Origin of the sequence: Streptomyces himastatinicus ATCC 53653, assembly GCF_000158915.1 — a bacterium.
GTDB classification, from domain to species: Bacteria; Actinomycetota; Actinomycetes; order Streptomycetales; family Streptomycetaceae; genus Streptomyces; species Streptomyces himastatinicus.
The window spans coordinates 3,595,062-3,615,380 of record NZ_GG657754.1 but is presented as its reverse complement, the minus strand read 5'-3'; the positions used below and the strand labels follow the sequence as shown (position 1 = coordinate 3,615,380).

Below are 20,319 nucleotides of genomic sequence, written 5' to 3'. Positions count from 1 at the left end.
GACACCGTCGCGGGCCGCCTCGACACCGTACTGAACGAACTGACCCCATGACCCGGGCACCCGGCGGGGCCCGCCGCACACCGAACCACCAGGAGGCCACATGAGCGAGCCATGGGAGCTGAGCTGCTACACCGCGAACCTGGTGGCCTATCTGCGGCCCCAGGTCCCCGGCATCGCCACGGACCTCGCTGCCGCCATCCGGCTGTCGGTGCGCACCGATCCCCCCGGCGGCGGGCTCGCGTTCTCCCACCACGCCCGCGTGGACGTGGACGCCGACGGCCACGGCCTGGTCTACCGGGGTGCCGACGACTGGGACCGGACACGGGACGCGCTCACCGCCGAACTGCGGCGCGGCGGCCGGGTGCTGGCCGTCGGTAACACCCGGCACATCCCCTGGTCACCGGCCCATGAGCGGGCCGAGACCCCGCACTGGGTGCTGCTCTGCGGCCTTACGGACGGCAAGTGGTCCGTACGCGACGACTTCGCGGCCCTCACCCCGCACGGGGAACACGCCCCGCACACCGGGCTGCTGGACGACCACGAGCTGCGCGGGCTGCTGACCCCGCCGAGCGAGCTCACACCCGTCGCCGCCAACCGGGACCACTACGCCCTGGGGGAGTACACCGCGCTGCCGCCCGCCACCGGCTATCGCTGGCTGGAGCACACCGCGTTGCCGCCCACCACAGGCGAGGTCGAGGCGCCCGAGGGCACTTGGATCCACGGCGTGGTCCCCGCCCTGCGCGCGGTCGCGGAGCGGGTGTGCGGCGACGACGAGGCGCTGGCCCGGCACGCCGACGACCTGTGGACCGCCGCCCGCCACCAGCGCTTCCGGCTCGCCCAGCGCACCCCCGGCGACGCCGCCGCGCGCGAAGAGGCCGCCACCGCGTGGGAGGAACTGCCGCGCGCCGCACGGTTCGCCGTGGCCTCCGCCGCCCGGGGCAGGCCCCGCCACGCCCTGGTCGACAAGGCGTTCGCCCGGCTGCTGGACACCGTCGAACGGCTCGGGGACGGGAACGATGACGACTGACCGCAGCCTGTACGCGTGGTTCGCGGACACGGCGCGGCGCCACCCCGACGCGGTGGCCCTCGAAGTGGCGGACACCGCGCACACCTACGCGGGGCTGCGGGAGCTGGCCGAGCGGCTGGCGCGGCGGCTGACCGCCGAGGCCGGTGGCGTCCCGCCCGCCCGCGTCGGGCTGCTGGCGGGCCGTACCCTCACCGCGTACGCCGGATACCTCGCCGTCGAGCGGCTCGGCGCCACCGTGGTGCCCCTCGGTACCGGCTTCCCCGTGGCGCGCAACGCCGCGATCGCCGAGGCCGCCGCCCTCGACCTGGTGCTGGCCGAACCCGGGTGCGACACCGCCGGGCTGCCGGTGCCGGTGCTGACCGCCGACCCCGAAGCCGAATCCGCCACGGAAGCCGCCGAAGCCCCGCTGCCCGAGACGGCTCCGCTCCCCGATGACACGGCTCCGCTCCCCGATGACATCGCCTACATCCTGTTCACCTCGGGATCGACCGGCACCCCCAAGGGCGTTCCGGTGCGCCACCGCAACGTGGCCGCCTACCTCACCCATGTGATCGACCGCTATGGGCTCGGCCCCGGCGACCGGCTGTCCCAGACCTTCGACCTCACCTTCGACCTGTCGGTGTTCGACCTGTTCGCCGCCTGGGGTTCGGGCGCCACCCTCGTCGTCCCGCACGACCACGACCTGGTGGCGCCGGTGCGCTACGTCAACCGGGAGCGGATCACCCACTGGTTCTCGGTGCCCTCCGTCGTCTCCTTCGCGATGCGGCTGCGCAACCTCGCCCCCGGCAGCATGCCGACCCTGCGCCGGAGCCTGTTCTGCGGCGAACCGCTCACCGCCGCCCAGGCCCGGGCGTGGCAGGCCGCCGCCCCCGGCAGCGTGCTGGAGAACCTGTACGGGCCCACCGAACTCACCCTGAGCTGCACCCAGTACCGCTTCGACGCCACCGCGGACCTGGGGGAGGGCGACACCGTGCCCATCGGGGAGCCGTACCCGGGCCTGGACGCGCTGGTGATCGACGAGGACGGACACCCGGCCACCGAGGGCGAGCTGTGCGTACGGGGCGTCCAGCGCTTCCCCGGCTACCTCGACCCCCGGGACAACGCGGGCCGGTTCGTCGAGCACACCGGCGGCCGGGCCATCGTCGTCACCGACTGCCCGGAGCAGCCCGGCGAGGAGCTGTGGTACCGCACCGGGGACCGGGTGCGCCGTGACCCCGCCCACGGCCTCGTCCACCTCGGACGGCTGGACCAGCAGGTCAAGGTGCGCGGCTACCGCGTCGAACTCGGCGAGATCGAGGCCGTGCTGCGCTCCCGCCCCGACGTGCGGGACGCCGTCGTGGTCGCCGTCCCGGGCCCCCGCGGGGAGTCCCGGCTCATGGCCGCGTACACCGGCGACACCGCCGAGCCGGGCCCGCTGCTGGACGCGGTGCGCGAGCGCCTGCCCGGCTACATGGTCCCCGACGCCGTCACCCGCTTCGAGTCCTTCCCCCTCAACACCAACGGGAAGATCGACCGCCGCGCCATCGGCCAGGTGCTCGCACCCGCCCGGCGCCCGGCCCGCCCCCTCACGTCCACCCACGAGTGAAGAGAGCAGCCTTGGACAGCCACGCGCCTTCCCCGGGCCCCGCAACCCCGTCACCCGCAGACACTCTTGGAGCCGACCCCACCGCAGGGGGACCGCTCGTCCACGACCTGCTGGACGAGGCCGTGGACCGGGCCCCCGACGCGCCCGCCGTCCGGGACGCGGCCGGTGCCTGGACCTACCGCGAACTCGCCGCCCACAGCCACGCGTTCGCCGCCTGGCTGCGCGACCAGGGCATCGGCCGCGGGGACAGGGTCCTGCTCCAGCTGCCCAGCAGCCGCGAGATGGTGGCCATGTTCCACGGCGCCGCGCGGCGCGGCGCTGTCTTCGTACCGCTGAACCCGGCCATGAAGCCGTTCCACCTGCGCTCGGTGGTGCGCGACGCGGAACCGAAGCTGGTCATCGGGAACGCCGCGACGGCCGAGCAGCTGCGCGCCATCGCCGACGTCCCCGTCCACGACCTGGCCGACCTGTGGGCCGAGGTGCGCAAGGGCTACGAGACCGGGGCGCGCCCCGAGCCGGAGCCGGTCGAGCCCGACGACCTCGCCGCCCTGATCTACACCTCCGGGTCCACCGCCGCCCCCAAGGCCGTGATCAGCCCGCACCGCCAGGTGACGTTCGCCACCCGGGCGCTGACCGCGGCGCTGGGCTACCGGCCGGACGACGTGGTCTTCTGCCGCTTCCCGATGTCCTGGGACTACGGCCTGTACAAGGTCCTGATGACCTGCGCCGCGCGCTGCGCGATCGTGCTGGCCGACGGCGAGTCCGACTTCGTGCTGCTCAAGCGGATGCGTGAGACCGGCGTCACGGTCGTCCCCATCGTCCCCTCCCTCGCCACGATGATCGTCTCGCTGGCGGGCCGCGACCGCCGGGAGCCGCCACCGGTGCGCATGTTCACCAACACCGGCGCCGCCCTGCCGCCCGCCACCATCGACGCGCTGCGCGCACACTTCCCCGGCGCCCGGGTGGTGCGCCAGTACGGCCAGACGGAGGCCAAGCGCATCACCGTCATGCCGCCCGAGGAGGACACCGAGCGGCCCGCCTCCGTCGGTCTGCCGCTGCCCGGCACCCGGGTGCTGGTCCTGGACCCCGAGGGGCGCCCGGTGCCCACCGGCGAGGTCGGCGAGATCGTCGCGGTCGGCCCCCATGTGATGGGCGGCTACTGGCGCAACGCCGAGGTCACCGCGCGCACCTTCCGCCCCGACCCGGAGACCGGCGAGCCCCGCCTGCACACCGGCGACTACGGAAGCCTCGACGCCGACGGCTACCTCTACTTCGAGGGCCGCCGCGACGACATGTTCAAGCGCAAGGGCTTCCGGATGTCCACGCTGGAGATCGAAAGCGCCGCGATGGACATCCCCGGCGTCCGCGCCGCCGCCGCACTGCCCCCGAGCGACCGGCACGACCTGGCGCTGTTCGTGGAGAGCGACCTCGACGCGCAGACCCTCACCGACGAGCTGATGCAGCGCCTGGACCACACCAGGATGCCGGCCGTCTGCCGGGTGCTCTCCGAGTTCCCCTTCACCCTGCACGGCAAGAACGCCCGCCAGGAACTGGAGGCCCTGCTCGAGAAGGACGAGACGTGAGCCGGTACGAGACGCTGGAAGAACTCGCCGGGCGCTACGGCACCCCGCTGTACGTCTACGACCTGGACCGCATCGACGCCGCCCGGCGCGATCTGTTCGGCTGGCTGCCCGAGGGCGTCGAGGTCTACTACGCCTTCAAGGCCAACCCGCACGTCGACCTGGTGCGCGCCCTGCGCGAGGGCGATGGACCGGCCTGCAAGGCCGAGATCAGCTCGACCGGTGAGCTGGCCGCCGCCCTGGACGGCGGATACACCGGCGCCGACATCCTCTATACCGGGCCTGGCAAGACCCCCGGGGAGCTGCGCGAGGCCATCGCCCGCGGAGTGCGGACGTTCTCCGCGGAATCCCCGGGCGACCTGGAGCACATCGGTCAGGCCGCCGTCGTCCACGGCGTGGTCGCCGACTGCCTGCTGCGCGTCAACAGCGCCACCGCGAGCGCCAGCACCGGCATTCGGATGACCGGCAAGCCCACCCAGTTCGGCATCGACAGCGAGACGGTGGCCGAGCTGGCGCCGCGCCTGCGCTCCGTACCCGGCACGTCGATCGCCGGTCTGCACCTGTTCTCGCAGAGCAACGCCAAGGACGAGGACGCCCTGATCGAGGAGTTCCGGCACACCATCGAGGTGGCCGCCCAGGTCGAGGCCGACCTGGGGGTGGCCCTGCGGCTGCTGGACATCGGCGGCGGCTTCTCCGTGCCGTACGGACGCCACGGCGCCCGCGACGCCTACCCCAAGCTGCGCGGCGAGCTGGAAGCCGCCCTGGACCTGCGGTTCCCGCGCTGGCGGCGGGGAGAGCTGCGGATCGCCGTGGAGTCCGGCCGGTATCTGGTCGGGGACAGCGGCACCCTGCTGGCCTCGGTGAGCAACGTCAAGACCAGCCGGGACCGCCGGTTCGTCATCCTCGACGCCGGTATCAACACCTTCGGCGGCATGTCCGGGCTCGGCCGGATCCTGCCGGTGTCGATACGTATAGAAGGGGACGCCGAGGTGACCGGCAAGGGCACCCTGGCCGGACCGCTGTGCACCCCCGGCGATCTGCTGGCCCGCGAGATCGACCTGCCGGAGCTGGACGAGGGCGATGTCATCGCCATCCCCAACACCGGCGCCTACGGGCCCACCGCCAGCCTGCTGATGTTCCTCGGCCGCCCCGCGCCCGCCGAGGCCGTGGTCCGCGGCGGCGAGGTCCTCTCCGTCTCACGCATCGAGCACATCCGCTCCCCGCTGCCCCTGGACGACGCATGAGCGGGACGCCGGACACCACCGGGGGCCGGGCGCCGGACCACGCCCCCCGGACCGTCGTCGTGACCTCGATGGCCTCGGACGCCCACACCTGGAACCTGGTGTTCCTGCAACTGCTGATCGAGGAACTGGGGTACCGGGTGGTCAACCTCGGCCCCTGCGTCCCGGACGAGGTCCTGGTCGAGGAGTGCCGCGACCTCCGCCCCGCCATGGTCGTGATCAGCAGCGTCAACGGCCACGGCTACCAGGACGGCATGCGGGTCATCCGGCGGCTGCGCGCCGCCGACCCGCTCGCCACCACGCCCGTGGTGGTCGGCGGGAAGCTGGGCGTCACCGGGGACGAGGACAGCGAACGGGTCGCCGAGCTGATGGCGGCGGGCTTCGACGCGGTCTTCGACGACGGCGCCGACCCCGCCGCCGCCCTGCGTGGCTTCGTCCACTCCCTCCAGGCGGGCCCGCCCGCCCTCGCGGGCCGGGCCCCGGCCGGATGAGTGAGGGGTTCGGCGCGTTCGTCCGCGCCCACGGGGGAGAAGGACGCCTGGTGGTCCAGCCGCGCATGGGCTTCGGCGACCCGCACCGGATGCGGGAGGGCCTGGCGGCCACCAGAGCCGCCGACGCCCTCACCGTGGGAACCATCACACTCGACGCCCACACCCGGGTCGGCCACCTCCAGGCGGTCGAACGGGCGCTGCGCGATGGCAGCGACCTCAACGGCTACCCCATCGTCAGCCATGAGGAATCCGTCACCCGCTGGGTGCTCTCCGCAGCGAGCGGCCCCGGCTTCCCGGTCCAGGTGCGGCACGGCTCCGCCGCCCCGGCCGACATCTTCCGCACCCTGACCCGGCTGGGGCTCGGCGCCAGCGAGGGCGGCCCGGTGTCGTACTGCCTGCCCTACGGACGGACCCCGCTGGCCGAGTCCGTACGGAACTGGCGGGAGAGCTGCGAGGTGTTCGCGGGGCTGCGCGAGCGGGGCGTGGAACCGCATCTGGAGACCTTCGGCGGCTGCATGCTGGGCCAGCTGTGCCCGCCCAGCCAGCTGATCGCCATCAGCGTGCTGGAGGCACTCTTCTTCATCCGGCACGGGGTGCGCAGCGTGTCCGTGAGCTACGCCCAGCAGACCCACCCCGGGCAGGACCGGGAGGCGGTGGCGGCGCTGCGCCGGCTGTGCGGCGAACTGCTGCCCACCGACGACTGGCACGTGGTGGTGTACGCCTACATGGGGCTGTACCCGGTGACCGAGCACGGCGCCTACCGCCTGCTGGGGCAGGCGGCGGAGCTGGCGGTGGCGAGTGGGGCCGAGCGGCTGATCGTCAAGACGGTGGCCGAGTCCCGGCGCATCCCCACCATCGAGGAGAACGTGGCGGCGCTGGAGTACGCGGACCGGACGGCGGCCCTGACCGGCCGGGCGCCGGACCCCGGGGCCGACACCCAGACCTACCGGGAGGCCGCCGCCCTCACCGAGGCTGTACTGAATCTTCACCCGGATATAGGGGAGGCCCTGCTGCGCGCCTTCCGTGCGGGCTATCTGGACATTCCGTACTGTCTGCACCCGGACAACCGGGGCGAGACCCGCGGCCGCATCGGCGACGACGGACGGCTGCTGTGGGAGCGGACCGGGGCGCTGCCGATCGGGCGGATCGCCGGTTCGCACCGGGCCCGTCCGGTCACCTCCGCCGGGCTGCTGGAGGATCTGTCGTACATGCGCAGAAGGTTCGACGAAGTGGCCGTGGAGCACCGCACACCCCTACCGGTCCCCGGCACACGGGGAACCGGAGCAGGCTAGGGTGAGGTCTCTTAGGGTGTGGCCCTGATCTGCCTCGCGACGTCTGGGGAATAGGTGCGTGAATACCTGCTGACTCTGTGCATCGTGGCCGCGGTGACGTATCTGCTCACCGGGCCGGTGCGGAAGTTCGCCATCGCCGCTGGTGCGATGCCGGAGATCCGGGCCCGCGATGTGCACCGTGAGCCCACTCCGCGGCTCGGAGGCATCGCCATGTTCGGCGGTCTCTGCGCGGGGTTGCTGGTGGCCGCTCACCTCACCAACCTCAAGGACGTCTTCGAATCGTCCAACGAGCCGCGCGCGCTGCTCTCCGGCGCCGGGCTCATCTGGCTGCTCGGGGTGCTGGACGACAAGTGGGGCGTGGACGCGCTCATCAAGCTGGGCGGCCAGATGATCGCCGCTGGTGTGATGGTGCTCCAGGGTCTGACCATTCTGTGGCTGCCCGTGCCCGGTGTGGGACCGGTCTCCCTGACGCCCTGGCAGGGCACCCTGCTGACGGTGGCTCTGGTCGTCATCACCATCAACGCGGTCAACTTCGTTGACGGGCTGGACGGTTTGGCGTCCGGCATGGTGTGCATCGCCGCCGCCGCGTTCTTCATGTACGCGTACCGCATCTGGTTCGGCTACGGACTGGAGGCCGCCGCCCCCGCGACCCTGTTCGCCGCCGTCCTCATGGGCATGTGCCTGGGCTTCCTGCCGCACAACGCCCACCCCGCGCGGATCTTCATGGGCGACTCGGGCTCGATGCTCATCGGGCTGGTGCTCGCCGCGGGCGCCATCTCCATCACGGGCCAGGTGGACCCGGATGCGATGAAGCTGTTCGCCGGATCCGAGACGGCCGCGGTGCACGCCACCGTGCCGGTCTACATCCCGCTGCTGCTGCCGCTCACCGTCATCGCGGTGCCCTTCGCGGACCTGGTGCTCGCCATCGTCCGGCGCACCTGGCGGGGCCAGTCGCCGTTCGCGGCGGACCGCGGCCATCTGCACCACCGGCTGCTGGAGATCGGCCACTCGCACAGCCGGGCCGTGCTGATCATGTACTTCTGGTCGGCGCTGATCGCCTTCGGAGCGGTCGCGTACTCGGTGAACTCGGCCGGTGTGTGGTTCGTGCTCGCGATCGTGGCGCTGAGCGCGGTGGGCCTGGTGCTGTTGCTGCTGCCGCGGTTCACCCCGCGTGTGCCGCGGTGGGCGGAGGCGTTCGTACCGCCCCGCTACCGGCGCCGGGCGGCCGCGGCCGTGACCGCGCAGGTCGCGGAGACCGTCGCCCCGGCCACGGAGCAGGCCCAGCCGGAGCAGCGGGAGCAGCCCGAGAAGCCCGCCCCGGAACCGCTTCCGGCCGGTCTCAACGGCGCCACCGCGATCGGCGACCGGTCGCGTTTCCCCCACCGCAGGAAGATCGGAACGCCCCAGTAGCAGCGACGCAGCGCGTCAAGTCCATACACGCGCTGTAACTCACACGTGTGACGTGCAGCACATCCGGCGGGTAAAGACCTCATCAAATAGTTTGTGATACCGTTCACTAAACCCGGTGCTAGAGCCCAAGGACCGTAGTGCGACGGTCCTTCGCCGTGAGGTTCTTCCCTTCCCCGGGGATACGCTCGTCCACGACGAATCGTTGCTTCCGACTCTTGCCGGAGAAACCCTTCATGCAGTCCAACGACGCCAGAACGCTGCTCAGTTGCGCCGTGCCCACCGCCGTGGTCGGGGCGGTCGCCGTTGCCTCCAGTTCTGTGCTCGCCGGTGGAAAGGGCGCGATCGGAGCCGCCTTCGGGGCGCTCCTCGTAGTCGCGGTCATGACGATCGACCTGATCGTCCTCGAGCGCACCGCGAAATATCTCCCGCAGCTGTTCCAGATGATGGCGCTCGCCCTCTACATGGTGCAGTTCCTGCTCATCGCGGTGCTGCTGGCCGTCTTCAAGGACACCACCCTCTTCAATACCCGGGCGTTCGCGTTCTCCCTGCTTGCTGCGACACTGACGTGGATCGCGGCGCAGACCCGGGCTCATATGAAGGCCAAGATTCTCTACGTGCAACCGGAAGCCGAGGACGAACGGAAGCCGGCGAGGGAGAAGGAGACCTCCCCAGCCGGGTCCGCATCGTGATCTGTAGGGCCGGTATAAAGGCGCCTGCGCTCACCTGCTATCGTCCGGTGCCATCTGAGGCACAGCGGGCGCAGGCGGCTGAACTCCCGGATCACACGGGACGGAATCGGCCGCCCATGCAGCTGCTGCCCGTGAGCCCATCGGCCTTGTGTACACAAGCCGCCCCCACATTCGTAAGAACCAGTCCAGTGCCGTCCCGTGGCCATGCGCCGCGCCGACACATCGAGGTTGCCGTACCCATGCGCCACGCTGAAGGAGCTCGCGGTGAGTCCTGACCAGACGCTCGCCTTCGAGACCGATTGCCACATCTTCGACGGGTGCGGCTTCCCGGCCCCAGGGCTTCACTCGTTCACGTTCGAGCCGATCGCCACGGTCGGCGGCATCGAGATCAACAAGCCGATGCTGTTGGTTCTGCTGGGGACCGTCGCCGTCGTGGTGTTCTTCTGGGCCGCGTTCGGGAGGGCCAAGGTCGTCCCCGGCAAGCTCCAGATGGTCGGTGAGGCGGGCTACGACTTCGTGCGCCGCGGCATCGTCTACGAGGCCCTGGGGAAGAAGGAGGGCGACAAGTACGTCCCCCTCATGGTCTCCCTGTTCTTCTTCATCTGGATCATGAATCTGTGGTCCGTGATTCCGCTGGCCCAGTTCCCGGCGACGTCGATCATCGCCTTCCCGGCGGGGCTCGCCGCGATCGTCTACATCCTGTGGGTGAGCCTCACCTTCAGGAAGCACGGCTTCGTCGGCGGCCTGAAGAACATCTCGGGCTACGACAAGTCGATCGGCCCGGTCCTGCCGCTGGTCATGGCTCTGGAGCTGCTCTCCAACCTGATCATCCGGCCGTTCACCCACGCCGTCCGGCTCTTTGCCAACATGTTCGCGGGCCATGTCCTGCTGCTGATCTTCACGATCGCCAGTTGGTACCTGCTGAACGGCATCGGGATCGCCTACGCGAGCGTCTCCTTTGTGATGGTGCTCCTGCTGACGGTCTTCGAGCTGTTCATCCAGGCCCTTCAGGCGTACGTCTTCGTCCTGCTGGCCTGTAACTACATCCAGGGCGCTCTCGCCGAGCACCACTGAGCACCCTGCCCCAGTCCACAAGACATACCGGTGGCCAACCCCCACCGGCCCATGAAACAGAAGGAAGAACCGGCATGTCCGCTCTCCAGACCCTGGCTGCTGCTGAAACTGTTCACGGCTCCGTCGGCGCGATCGGCTACGGCCTCGCCGCCATCGGCCCCGGCGTCGGCGTCGGCATCATCTTCGGTAACGGCACCCAGGCCATGGCCCGCCAGCCCGAGGCTGCCGGTCTGATCCGTGCGAACCAGATCCTCGGCTTCGTGCTCTGTGAGGCGCTCGCCCTGATCGGCCTGGTCATGCCGTTCGTCTACGGCCAGTAATCACCGCCGATAGCTGTAGCGACGAAAGGTACTGATGTGATCGCCCTGGTAAACCTGGCGGAGGAGGAAGCGCAGAACCCGCTCCTCCCGCCGCTCCCAGAGCTTGTCATCGGCCTGATCGCCTTCGCCATCGTTTTCATCTTCTTCGCCAAGAAGCTCCTCCCGAACATCAACCGTGTTCTGGACGAGCGTCGTGCGGCGATCGAGGGCGGAATGGAGAAGGCCGAGGCAACTCAGGCCGAGGCCCAGCAGGTCCTCGAGGACTACCGCGCCCAGCTGGCGGACGCCCGCCACGAGGCCGCGCGACTGCGCCAGGAGGCGCAGGAGCAGGGCGCCGCGCTCATCGCTGAGATGCGTGCGGAGGGGCAGCGGCAGCGCGAGGAGATCATCGCGGCCGGCCACGCCCAGATCGAGGCCGAGCGCAAGCAGGCCGGTACGGCGCTGCGTCAGGACGTGGGCAAGCTCGCCACCGACCTGGCCGGCAAGATCGTCGGCGAGTCCCTCGAGGACGTCGCCCGGCAGAGCCGCACCATCGACCGCTTCCTCGACGACCTCGAGGCCAAGGCGGCCGACGGCTCGAAGGCCGAGGCCGGACGATGAACGGAGCGAGCAGGGAGGCACTGGCTGCCGCGCGCGAGCGCTTCGACGCCCTGACGGACAACACGTCCGTCGATGCGGCGAAGCTCGCCGACGAGCTGGCCGCCGTCACCGCGCTGCTCGACCGTGAGGTCTCGCTGCGCCGGGTCCTCACCGACCCGGCGCAGCCCGGCGAGGCCAAGGCCGAGCTGGCCCAGCGCCTGCTGAGCGGGCAGGTCGGCGGCGAGGCCGTGGACTTGGTCTCCGGCATGGTCCGCTCCCGCTGGTCGCGCTCGCGCGACCTCGCGGACGCGGGTCGAGGAGCTGGCGAGCAGCGCCGACCTGGTGGCGGGCCCAGCGGGGTCGGCACCCTGGACGACGTAGAGGACGAGCTGTTCCGGTTCGGCCGGATCATCGCCTCCTCGTCCGAGCTGCGGTCGGCGCTGGCCGACCGGCGCGCGAGCGGTACGGCCAAGGCCGGACTGGTCCGCGAGCTGCTGGGCGGCCGGGCCGACCGGGTGACCGAGCGGCTCGTCGTGCGTCTTGTGACCCAGCCGCGCGGACGTAGCCTGGAGGCGGGTCTCGACGCGCTGTCGAAGCTCGCCGCGGCGCGCCGGGACCGGATGGTCGCGGTCGTCACCTCGGCGGTGCCGCTCAGCGACCGGCAGAAGGAGCGCCTCGGCGCGGCCCTGGCGTCGGTGTACGGGCACACGGTCCACCTGAACCTCGACGTGGACCCGGAGGTCCTCGGCGGGGTCGAGGTGCGCATCGGCGACGAGGTCATCAACGGGACCATCGCGGACCGTCTCGAAGAGGCGAGCCGACGGATGGCCGGCTGATACAGCCACCAACTCAACAAGCATGTAAGCGGCCCGAGTTGGGCCGTAGTCACTTACTTCGGGCCCAACAAGGAGAGCAGGGAACCCAGATGGCGGAGCTCACGATCCGGCCGGAGGAGATCCGGGACGCGCTGGAGAACTTTGTCCAGGCGTACAAGCCGGACGCGGCCTCGCGCGAGGAGGTCGGTACGGTCAGCGTTGCCGGCGACGGCATCGCGAGGGTCGAGGGTCTTCCCTCGGCCATGGCGAACGAACTGCTGAAGTTCGAGGACGGCACTCTCGGCCTCGCCCTCAACCTCGAGGAGCGCGAGATCGGTGCCGTTGTCCTCGGCGAGTTCAGCGGCATCGAAGAGGGCCAGCAGGTGCACCGCACCGGCGAGGTTCTCTCGGTAGCTGTCGGCGAGGGTTACCTCGGCCGCGTCGTCGACCCGCTGGGCAACCCGATCGACGGCCTCGGCGAGATCGAGACCGAGGGCCGCCGCGCCCTCGAGCTTCAGGCCCCCACGGTCATGGACCGCAAGTCGGTTCACGAGCCGATGGAGACCGGCTACAAGGCCGTCGACGCCATGACCCCGATCGGCCGCGGCCAGCGTCAGCTGGTCATCGGCGACCGGCAGACCGGCAAGACCGCGCTGTGCGTCGACACGATCATCAACCAGCGTGACAACTGGCGCTCCGGCGACCCGAAGAAGCAGGTCCGCTGCATCTACGTCGCCGTCGGCCAGAAGGGCTCCACCATCGCGTCCGTGCGCGGCGCGCTGGAAGAGGCCGGTGCGCTGGAGTACACGACGATCGTCGCCGCCCCGGCGTCCGACCCGGCGGGCTTCAAGTACCTGGCCCCCTACACCGGCTCGGCCATCGGTCAGCACTGGATGTACCAGGGCAAGCACGTCCTGATCGTCTTCGACGACCTGTCCAAGCAGGCCGACGCGTACCGCGCCGTGTCGCTGCTGCTGCGCCGCCCGCCGGGCCGTGAGGCCTACCCGGGTGACGTCTTCTACCTGCACTCCCGGCTGCTGGAGCGCTGCGCCAAGCTCTCCGACGAGATGGGCTCCGGTTCGATGACCGGTCTGCCGATCGTCGAGACCAAGGCGAACGACGTGTCGGCGTTCATTCCGACCAACGTCATCTCCATCACCGACGGTCAGTGCTTCCTCGAGTCCGACCTGTTCAACGCCAACCAGCGGCCGGCCCTCAACGTCGGTATCTCGGTCTCCCGAGTCGGTGGTTCCGCGCAGCACAGGGCGATGCGCCAGGTCTCCGGCCGGCTCCGCGTGGACCTCGCCCAGTACCGCGAGCTGGAGGCGTTCGCCGCCTTCGGTTCGGACCTGGACGCGGCCTCGAAGGCGTCGCTGGAGCGCGGTGCGCGCATGGTCGAGCTGCTGAAGCAGGGCCAGTACGCCCCGTACTCCACCGAGGACGAGATCGTCTCCATCTGGGCCGGCACCAACGGCAAGATGGACGACGTCCCGGTCACGGACGTCCGCCGCTTCGAGCGTGAGCTGCTGGACTACCTGCACCGTGAGCACAAGGGGCTGCTGACCAGCATCGTCGAGGGCGGCAAGATGTCCGACGACACGATCGCGGCGCTGGGCGAGGCCGTCGACAGCTTCAAGAAGCAGTTCGAGACCTCGGACGGCAAGCTGCTGGGCGAGGGCTGAGTATGGGTGCCCAGGTCAAGGTCTACAAGAGGCGGATCAAGTCCGTCTCCGCGACCAAGAAGATCACCAAGGCGATGGAGATGATCGCCGCCTCGCGCGTCGTCAAGGCGCAGCGCCAGGTGGCCGCGTCGACCCCGTACGCCACCGAGCTGACCCGCGCGGTCGGCGCCGTGGCCAAGGGCTCCACCACCCAGCACGCGCTGACCACGGAGACCGAGAACCCGACCCGCGCCGCGGTGCTGCTCATCACGAGCGACCGCGGTCTCGCGGGCGGCTACTCCTCCAACGTCATCAAGGCGGCCGAGCAGCTCACCGAGCGGCTCACCGGCGAGGGCAAGGAGGTCGACACCTACATCGTCGGCCGCAAGGGCGTCGCCTACTACGGCTTCCGTGAGCGCAAGGTCACGGAGTCGTGGACGGGCTTCACCGACAACCCGACCTACGCCGACGCCAAGAAGATCGCCGGACCGCTGATCGAGGCCGTGCTCCAGGAGACGGCCGACGGCGGCGTGGACGAGCTGCACATCGTGTTCACCGAGTTCGTCTCGATGCTGACGCAGACCCCGGTCCAGGACCGGCTGCTGCCGCTCAGCCTCGAGGAGAAGGCGGAGGAGCAGGAGAAGAAGGGCGAGATCCTTCCGCTCTTCGAGTTCGAGCCGTCGTCCGAGGACGTCCTCGACGCCCTGCTGCCGCGGTACGTCGAGGCCCGTATCTACAACGCCCTGCTCCAGGCCGCCGCCTCCAAGCACGCGGCCACCCGGCGGGCGATGAAGTCGGCGACCGACAATGCCGATGAGCTCATCAAGTCGCTCACGCGGCTTGCCAACGCGGCCCGCCAGGCCGACATCACCCAGGAAATCAGCGAGATCGTCGGTGGCGCGAGCGCTCTGGCCGACGCCTCTGCGGGGAGTGACTGACAATATGACCACCACTGTTGAGACGGCCACGGCGACGGGCCGCGTCGCGCGGGTCATCGGCCCGGTCGTCGACGTGGAGTTCCCCGTCGACGCGATGCCGGAGATCTACAACGCCCTGACCGTCGAGGTCGCCGATCCGGCCCAGGACGGGGCGAAGAAGACCCTGACCCTCGAGGTCGCGCAGCACCTGGGCGAGGGCCTGGTGCGCTCCATCTCCATGCAGCCCACCGACGGCCTGGTCCGCCAGGCCCCGGTGACCGACACCGGCGCCGGTATCACCGTGCCCGTCGGCGACGTCACCAAGGGCCGGGTGTTCAACACCCTCGGCGAGATCCTCAACGAGCCGGAGGCCGAGTCCGAGGTCACCGAGCGCTGGGCGATCCACCGCAAGGCCCCGGCGTTCGACCAGCTCGAGTCCAAGACCGAGATGTTCGAGACCGGCCTGAAGGTCGTCGACCTGCTGACCCCGTACGTCAAGGGCGGCAAGATCGGTCTGTTCGGCGGCGCGGGCGTCGGCAAGACCGTCCTCATCCAGGAAATGATCATGCGTGTGGCCAAGCTGCACGAGGGCGTTTCCGTGTTCGCCGGTGTCGGCGAGCGCACCCGTGAGGGCAACGACCTGATCGAGGAGATGGCCGAGTCCGGCGTGCTCCCGCAGACCGCGCTGGTCTTCGGCCAGATGGACGAGCCCCCGGGCACCCGTCTGCGCGTGGCCCTGGCCGGTCTGACCATGGCGGAGTACTTCCGCGATGTGCAGAAGCAGGACGTGCTGTTCTTCATCGACAACATCTTCCGCTTCACCCAGGCCGGTTCCGAGGTCTCGACCCTGCTCGGCCGTATGCCCTCCGCGGTGGGCTACCAGCCGAACCTGGCCGACGAGATGGGCATCCTCCAGGAGCGCATCACCTCGACCCGCGGTCACTCGATCACCTCGATGCAGGCGATCTACGTCCCCGCGGACGACCTCACCGACCCGGCCCCGGCGACCACCTTCGCGCACCTCGACGCGACCACGGTGCTCTCCCGGCCGATCTCGGAGAAGGGCATCTACCCGGCGGTGGACCCGCTGGACTCGACGTCCCGGATCCTGGACCCGCGCTACATCTCGCAGGATCACTACGACTGCGCCTCGCGCGTGAAGTCGATCCTCCAGAAGTACAAGGACCTCCAGGACATCATCAACATCCTGGGCATCGACGAGCTGGGCGAAGAGGACAAGCTCACCGTCTTCCGCGCCCGCCGCATCGAGCGCTTCCTGTCGCAGAACACCCACGCGGCGAAGCAGTTCACCGGCCTCGACGGATCGGACGTGCCGCTGGACGAGTCGATCGCCGCGTTCAACGCGATCGCCGACGGTGAGTACGACCACTTCCCCGAGCAGGCGTTCTTCATGTGTGGTGGCCTGGACGACCTGAAGGCCAAGGCCAAGGAGCTGGGCGTCTCCTGAGCTCCGTAGCTCCGGAGAGGGGTGGGCCCGGTCCCGCCCCTCTCCGCACGCCCGTTATTCTTTGACGAAAGCCCTGTCGTTCCCGGCAGGTTTCAGACCCGAGGAGCCACGTTGGCTGCTGAGCTGCACGTCGAGATGGTCGCGGCGGACCGTAGTGTCTGGTCCGGCACGGCCACCTTGGTCATCGCGCGCACCACATCGGGTGACATCGGCGTCATGCCCGGCCACCAGCCGCTGCTCGGTGTGCTGGAGTCCGGCCCGGTGACCATCCGTACGAGCGACGGCGGGACGGTCGTCGCCGCGGTGCACGGCGGGTTCATCTCGTTCTCGGATGACAAGCTCTCGCTGCTGGCCGAGGTCGCGGAGCTGTCCGACGAGATCGATGTCAAGCGCGCGGAGCGGGCGCTGGAGCGTGCCAAGTCGGAGGCGGACGCCGCCGCCGAGCGGCGCGCCGACGTCCGGCTGCGTGCGGTGGCGGGAGTGCACTGAGCCTGTCACGTTACGGTCGTAAAGCCTCAGCCGCGGACCTCGCTGGAGTTCCTCTTCAGCGGTCCGCGGCTGAGGCGATGCAGGTGCGGTTTTTCCGGATGAGGCGAGGAGGTCGGTGAAGATGGTCCTCGCTCTGCTCGTGAGCGGCGTGGTCGTCGCGCTGGTGGTGGCGGGACTCTTCGTCTTCGGACTGCGGCGGCGACTGATCCAGCGGTCCGGCGGCACCTTCGACTGTTCGATGCGCTGGGGCGCGCCCGGACCCGAGGCGGAGCCCAGCGGCAAGGGGTGGGTGTACGGGATCGCCCGCTACGACGGTGACCGGATCGAGTGGTTCCGGGTCTTCTCGTATGCGTTCCGCCCCCGGCGGACCCTGGAGCGCGCCTCGATCGAAGTACTGGAGCGGCGTACGCCCAAGGGCGAGGAAGAGCTGGCCCTGCTCTCCGACGCGGTGATCCTGGCCTGTCGGCACAGCGGTACGCGGCTGGAGCTGGCGATGAGCGACGATGCCCTCACCGGCTTCCTGGCCTGGCTGGAGGCCGCGCCGCCCGGTCAGCGTGTCAACGTCGCCTAGCGGCGCCTTTTTTATATCTACGCCCCTACACACCCAACTCCTGCGCCAGGACGGCCGCCTGCACCCGGCTGCGCAGCTCCAGCTTGCCCAGTAGTCGGCTGACATGGGTCTTCACCGTCGCCTCCGCCATCGTCAGATGCGTCGCGATCTCGGCGTTCGACATCCCCCGGCCCAGACAGCCCAGCACCTCCCGCTCGCGCGGGGTGAGCACGGCGAGCACCGACGGATCGGCCGTCGTCGCGGTCCCCGACCGGGCGAACTCCTTGATCAGCCGACGGGTCACCGCGGGCGCGATCAGCCCCTCGCCGCGCGCGACCGTACGCACCGCCTCGACCAGCCGTGCCGCGTCGCTGTCCTTGAGCAGAAACCCGGCCGCCCCGGCGCGCAGCGCCCCGAAGACGTACTCGTCCAGGTCGAAGGTGGTCAGTACCAGCACATCGGCCAGCCCCTCGGCGACCACCTGCCGGGTCGCGGACACCCCGTCGAGCCGGGGCATCTGGACATCCATCAGCACCACGTCGGGCCGCAGCGCCCGGGCCCGCGCCACGGCCTGTTCGCCGTCGACGGCCTCGCCGACCACCTCGATGCCGGGCGCCGACCGCAGGATCAGCACGAGTCCGGAGCGCACCGCCGCCTGGTCCTCGGCGACGAGCACCCGGATGGGCGCGGGCGTCGTCTCCGGCGTGGGCTGTCGCTGAGTCACCGCGGCTCCTGAGGGGGCTGTGTCGGTCATGGCTGTCAGGCCCCGTCACCCAGTGGCAGGGCGGCCCGGACCCGCCACACCGTGCCGGAGGGACCGGGGACGGGGCCCGCGTCGAGGGTGCCGCCGAGCAGTGTGACGCGCTCCCGCATCCCGATCAGCCCGGTCCCGGACCCGGGCACCAGCGGGGTGGGGCGGTCGCCGCCGTACGGGCTGGTCACGCTGACCTCCAGCGCGCCGTCCGTACCGCCCGTGGGGTGCGTCAGCGTCACGTCCACCCTGCCGGGCCCGGCGTGCTTGAGGGCGTTGGTCAGGGACTCCTGGACGATGCGGTACGCGGCGAGTTCGACCGGCGCGGGCAGCGGGGCGGAGCCCGCCGGGCGCTCGTCGTAAAGGACGAAGTCCTGGCCACCGTCCCGGCCGCCGGGCACGCTGCTGCTCCTGGCCTGCTCCAGCAGGGAGTCCAGGGCGCCGAGGGTGGGCGCGGCGTACGGTTCGTGGTCCTCGTCGCGCGCGTCGCGCAGCAGCCCGATCAGCCGCCGCATCTCGGCGAGGCCGCGCACGCTGTTCTCCCGGATGACCCCGAGCGCCTCCTCCGTCGCGGCCGGGTCCTTGAGGGACTGGGCGGCGGTGGAGTGGATGGCGATCGCGGAGAGGTGGTTGGCCACCATGTCGTGCAACTCGCGCGCCATCCGGGCCCGCTCGGCGGTGACCGCCTCCCGGCGGTCCAGCTCGGCCAGCAGTGCGACGCGTTCGGCCTCCAGCCGGGCGGCCGCGGCCTCCTCGCGGTGGTTGCGGACCAGCACGCCGGTCCATGCCGGGCTGATGGTGAACACCGCGACGAGCATGCCGACCAGCAGCGCCCAGGGCTCGCGCACGACCGCCAGCGGCACCGCCGTCGCCACCGCCGTGGCCAGCACGCACAGCCGGGGGAGGCGGCGGGCGGTGGCGGGGGTGCCGTACATGACGCCCGCGTAGATCAGGTCCGTGTACATCAGCAGCGTCGCGGCGAGCCCGCCGCTGCACAGGTCCACGGCCACGGCGGCGGTGCCGATGCCGAGCCCCGTGACCGGCGCCGTACGCCGCAGCAGCTCCGCCCCCGAGATGACGACCAGCGCGACCACACTCAGCCACTGGGGCGTACCGAAGAACGGCGGATTGTTGTGCAGCCCCAGCGCCCACAGCAGCGTCCCGCCGAGCACCCCGGCGAGGCCGATCAGCACGTCGTCGCGGTGGGGGCGCGGCAGGCGGGAGGGGCGGGACGGCATGCCCCCCATCACAGCACGCGGCGCGGGGCGCGGACCTCCCCTCCGGGGTGGTCCTTCCGGTGCGGGGCGTACATCGAAGGATGCAGCCGGGTTTCGTCGCGCGTGACGAGGCGGGCGCCCGTTTCGCACGGAACGGTGAGGGAGGAGAAAGCGAGAGGAGCGAACCGTGATTGTCGCGCTGATCATCGCCTGCGAGGTCGGCTTCTGGGTGCTGCTGGCCGTGGGGCTCGCGCTGCGGTACGTGGCGAAGATGCCGCGCGCGAGCGTGGTCGTGCTGCTGTGCGAACCGATGCTGGAGCTGGTCCTGTTCGTGGCGACCGCGATCGACCTCAGGAACGGCGCCGAGCCGGACATGAGGCACGGGATCGCCGCGGCCTACATCGGCTTCTCGGTCGCCCTGGGCCATCAGACGATCCGGTGGGCCGACGCCCGGGTGGCCCACCGCTTCTTCGACGGGCCGCCGCCGGTGAAGCCGCCGAGGTACGGCATGGCGCGTGCGGTGCACGAATGGAAGACCGCCGCCCGCTGGATACTGGCGGCGGTCATCGCGATGGCCCTGCTCCAGGGAGCCATCTGGTACGTCGGCGACGACGGCGACGTCGGCTCGCTGCGCGAGTGGCAGACGAGGATGCTGTTCATGATCGGCATCAACGTCGTCATCGCGCTGAGCTACACGCTCTGGCCAAAGCGGGAACGCTCCGACTCCGCCACGGGGTAGCCCCACCCCGCCCCTCCCCGAACCCGGGGACTCCGCCCCCGGCCCCCACCGGGGCTGCGCCCCCGGCCCCCAACCGGGGCTGCGCCCTCGGCCCAGGTTGGGGTTGTGCCCCCGGCCTCACCCGGCGTTGTGCCTCTGGTCAGCCTGGGGCGCGCCTGGCTCTGAGTTGGGCTCTGCCCCGGGCCCCGCTGGGGCTGCGCCGACGGGTTCCGGTCGGGGCTGTGCCCTGGGTCCCGGCTGGGGGGTGTGCCTCGGGTTCCCGGCCCCGGCTGGGGCTGCGCCTCCGGGCCCTGCCCCGGCCCCCATGGGGACTGCGTCCCGGGCCCCGGCTCAGGGGCTGCGCCCCGGACGCCGGTCGGGGCCGCGCCCCCGGCCCGGTTGGGGTTAAAGCCCCCCGGGGGGCCTGGCCGGGTCTGCGCCCCCG

General features: G+C 70.9%; 20 protein-coding genes. 18 read left to right on the top strand and 2 right to left on the bottom strand.

Translation table 11 applies throughout. The annotated features are described in order from the left end of the window. Window positions 1–100: 100 nt before the first annotated feature. The 17 genes from SSOG_RS14740 (at window position 101) to SSOG_RS14660 (ending at window position 17,209) form a co-directional block, all read left to right on the top strand. Entirely contained in the window at window positions 101–1,027 is a 927-nt protein-coding gene (locus SSOG_RS14740; RefSeq protein ID WP_009715024.1) for a hypothetical protein, read from the top strand. After that, a complete protein-coding gene (locus SSOG_RS14735; protein ID WP_009715023.1) occupies window positions 1,017–2,612 on the top strand; it encodes an amino acid adenylation domain-containing protein in 1,596 nt (531 codons plus the stop codon). The genes SSOG_RS14740 and SSOG_RS14735 overlap by 11 nt, the downstream gene beginning before the upstream one ends. Before the next feature lie 107 nt (window positions 2,613–2,719). Further along, window positions 2,720–4,195: an AMP-binding protein gene (locus tag SSOG_RS14730; protein ID WP_039941092.1), complete on the top strand. Its 1,476-nt coding sequence runs from the start codon at window positions 2,720–2,722 to the stop codon at window positions 4,193–4,195. Then, window positions 4,192–5,436, top strand: coding sequence for a type III PLP-dependent enzyme domain-containing protein (locus SSOG_RS14725; protein ID WP_009715021.1), 1,245 nt, complete (start codon window positions 4,192–4,194; stop codon window positions 5,434–5,436). Before SSOG_RS14730 ends, SSOG_RS14725 begins: the two co-directional genes overlap by 4 nt. Beyond that, window positions 5,433–5,924 (top strand): cobalamin B12-binding domain-containing protein, encoded by a 492-nt coding sequence (locus SSOG_RS14720; RefSeq protein WP_009715020.1) that lies wholly within the window; start codon window positions 5,433–5,435, stop codon window positions 5,922–5,924. The genes SSOG_RS14725 and SSOG_RS14720 overlap by 4 nt, the downstream gene beginning before the upstream one ends. Further along, entirely contained in the window at window positions 5,921–7,216 is a 1,296-nt protein-coding gene (locus tag SSOG_RS14715; protein WP_009715019.1) for a methylaspartate mutase, read from the top strand. The genes SSOG_RS14720 and SSOG_RS14715 overlap by 4 nt, the downstream gene beginning before the upstream one ends. 54 nt (window positions 7,217–7,270) lie before the next feature. Further along, window positions 7,271–8,626 carry an MraY family glycosyltransferase gene (locus SSOG_RS14710; protein WP_009715018.1) on the top strand — a complete coding sequence of 452 codons (1,356 nt, stop codon included), beginning with the start codon at window positions 7,271–7,273 and terminating at the stop codon, window positions 8,624–8,626. 233 nt (window positions 8,627–8,859) lie between these two features. Beyond that, the gene (locus SSOG_RS14705; protein WP_039937608.1) at window positions 8,860–9,315 is read left to right on the top strand and encodes a Cg1360 family ATP-synthase-associated protein; all 456 of its coding nucleotides are present in this window, start codon (window positions 8,860–8,862) and stop codon (window positions 9,313–9,315) included. 264 nt (window positions 9,316–9,579) lie between these two features. Then, window positions 9,580–10,389 (top strand): F0F1 ATP synthase subunit A, encoded by an 810-nt coding sequence (atpB, locus tag SSOG_RS14700; protein ID WP_050799859.1) that lies wholly within the window; start codon window positions 9,580–9,582, stop codon window positions 10,387–10,389. Window positions 10,390–10,463: 74 nt separating this feature from the next. Further along, complete coding sequence (gene atpE / locus SSOG_RS14695) at window positions 10,464–10,709, top strand: ATP synthase F0 subunit C (protein ID WP_009715015.1); 246 nt, start codon at window positions 10,464–10,466, stop codon at window positions 10,707–10,709. 36 nt (window positions 10,710–10,745) lie between these two features. After that, window positions 10,746–11,309, top strand: a complete 564-nt coding sequence (locus tag SSOG_RS14690) for a F0F1 ATP synthase subunit B (RefSeq protein ID WP_009715014.1) — start codon at window positions 10,746–10,748, stop codon at window positions 11,307–11,309. Beyond that, window positions 11,306–12,124 (top strand): F0F1 ATP synthase subunit delta, encoded by an 819-nt coding sequence (locus SSOG_RS14685; RefSeq protein WP_009715013.1) that lies wholly within the window; start codon window positions 11,306–11,308, stop codon window positions 12,122–12,124. Before SSOG_RS14690 ends, SSOG_RS14685 begins: the two co-directional genes overlap by 4 nt. Window positions 12,125–12,213: 89 nt before the next feature. Further along, a complete protein-coding gene (atpA, locus tag SSOG_RS14680; RefSeq protein WP_009715012.1) occupies window positions 12,214–13,785 on the top strand; it encodes a F0F1 ATP synthase subunit alpha in 1,572 nt (523 codons plus the stop codon). Window positions 13,786–13,787: 2 nt separating this feature from the next. Continuing rightward, the gene (locus SSOG_RS14675) at window positions 13,788–14,702 is read left to right on the top strand and encodes a F0F1 ATP synthase subunit gamma (RefSeq protein WP_009715011.1); all 915 of its coding nucleotides are present in this window, start codon (window positions 13,788–13,790) and stop codon (window positions 14,700–14,702) included. A gap of 4 nt (window positions 14,703–14,706) precedes the next feature. After that, on the top strand, window positions 14,707–16,149 hold the full coding sequence (gene atpD / locus SSOG_RS14670) for a F0F1 ATP synthase subunit beta (protein WP_009715010.1): 1,443 nt from the start codon (window positions 14,707–14,709) through the stop codon (window positions 16,147–16,149). Window positions 16,150–16,260: 111 nt separating this feature from the next. Then, the gene (locus tag SSOG_RS14665) at window positions 16,261–16,638 is read left to right on the top strand and encodes a F0F1 ATP synthase subunit epsilon (RefSeq protein ID WP_009715009.1); all 378 of its coding nucleotides are present in this window, start codon (window positions 16,261–16,263) and stop codon (window positions 16,636–16,638) included. A 121-nt stretch (window positions 16,639–16,759) separates the two neighbouring features. Continuing rightward, entirely contained in the window at window positions 16,760–17,209 is a 450-nt protein-coding gene (locus SSOG_RS14660) for a DUF2550 domain-containing protein (protein WP_009715008.1), read from the top strand. Window positions 17,210–17,234: 25 nt separating this feature from the next. On the opposite strand, the gene SSOG_RS14655 is transcribed toward SSOG_RS14660, so the two are convergent. After that, window positions 17,235–17,912 carry a response regulator gene (locus tag SSOG_RS14655; RefSeq protein WP_009715007.1) on the bottom strand — a complete coding sequence of 226 codons (678 nt, stop codon included), beginning with the start codon at window positions 17,910–17,912 and terminating at the stop codon, window positions 17,235–17,237. A gap of 35 nt (window positions 17,913–17,947) precedes the next feature. Beyond that, on the bottom strand, window positions 17,948–19,177 hold the full coding sequence (locus tag SSOG_RS14650; protein WP_039941086.1) for a sensor histidine kinase: 1,230 nt from the start codon (window positions 19,175–19,177) through the stop codon (window positions 17,948–17,950). Between the two features lie 166 nt (window positions 19,178–19,343). Between SSOG_RS14650 and SSOG_RS14645 the strand changes: the two genes are divergently transcribed. Beyond that, on the top strand, window positions 19,344–19,895 hold the full coding sequence (locus SSOG_RS14645) for a hypothetical protein (RefSeq protein WP_009715005.1): 552 nt from the start codon (window positions 19,344–19,346) through the stop codon (window positions 19,893–19,895). Window positions 19,896–20,319: the final 424 nt, after the last annotated feature.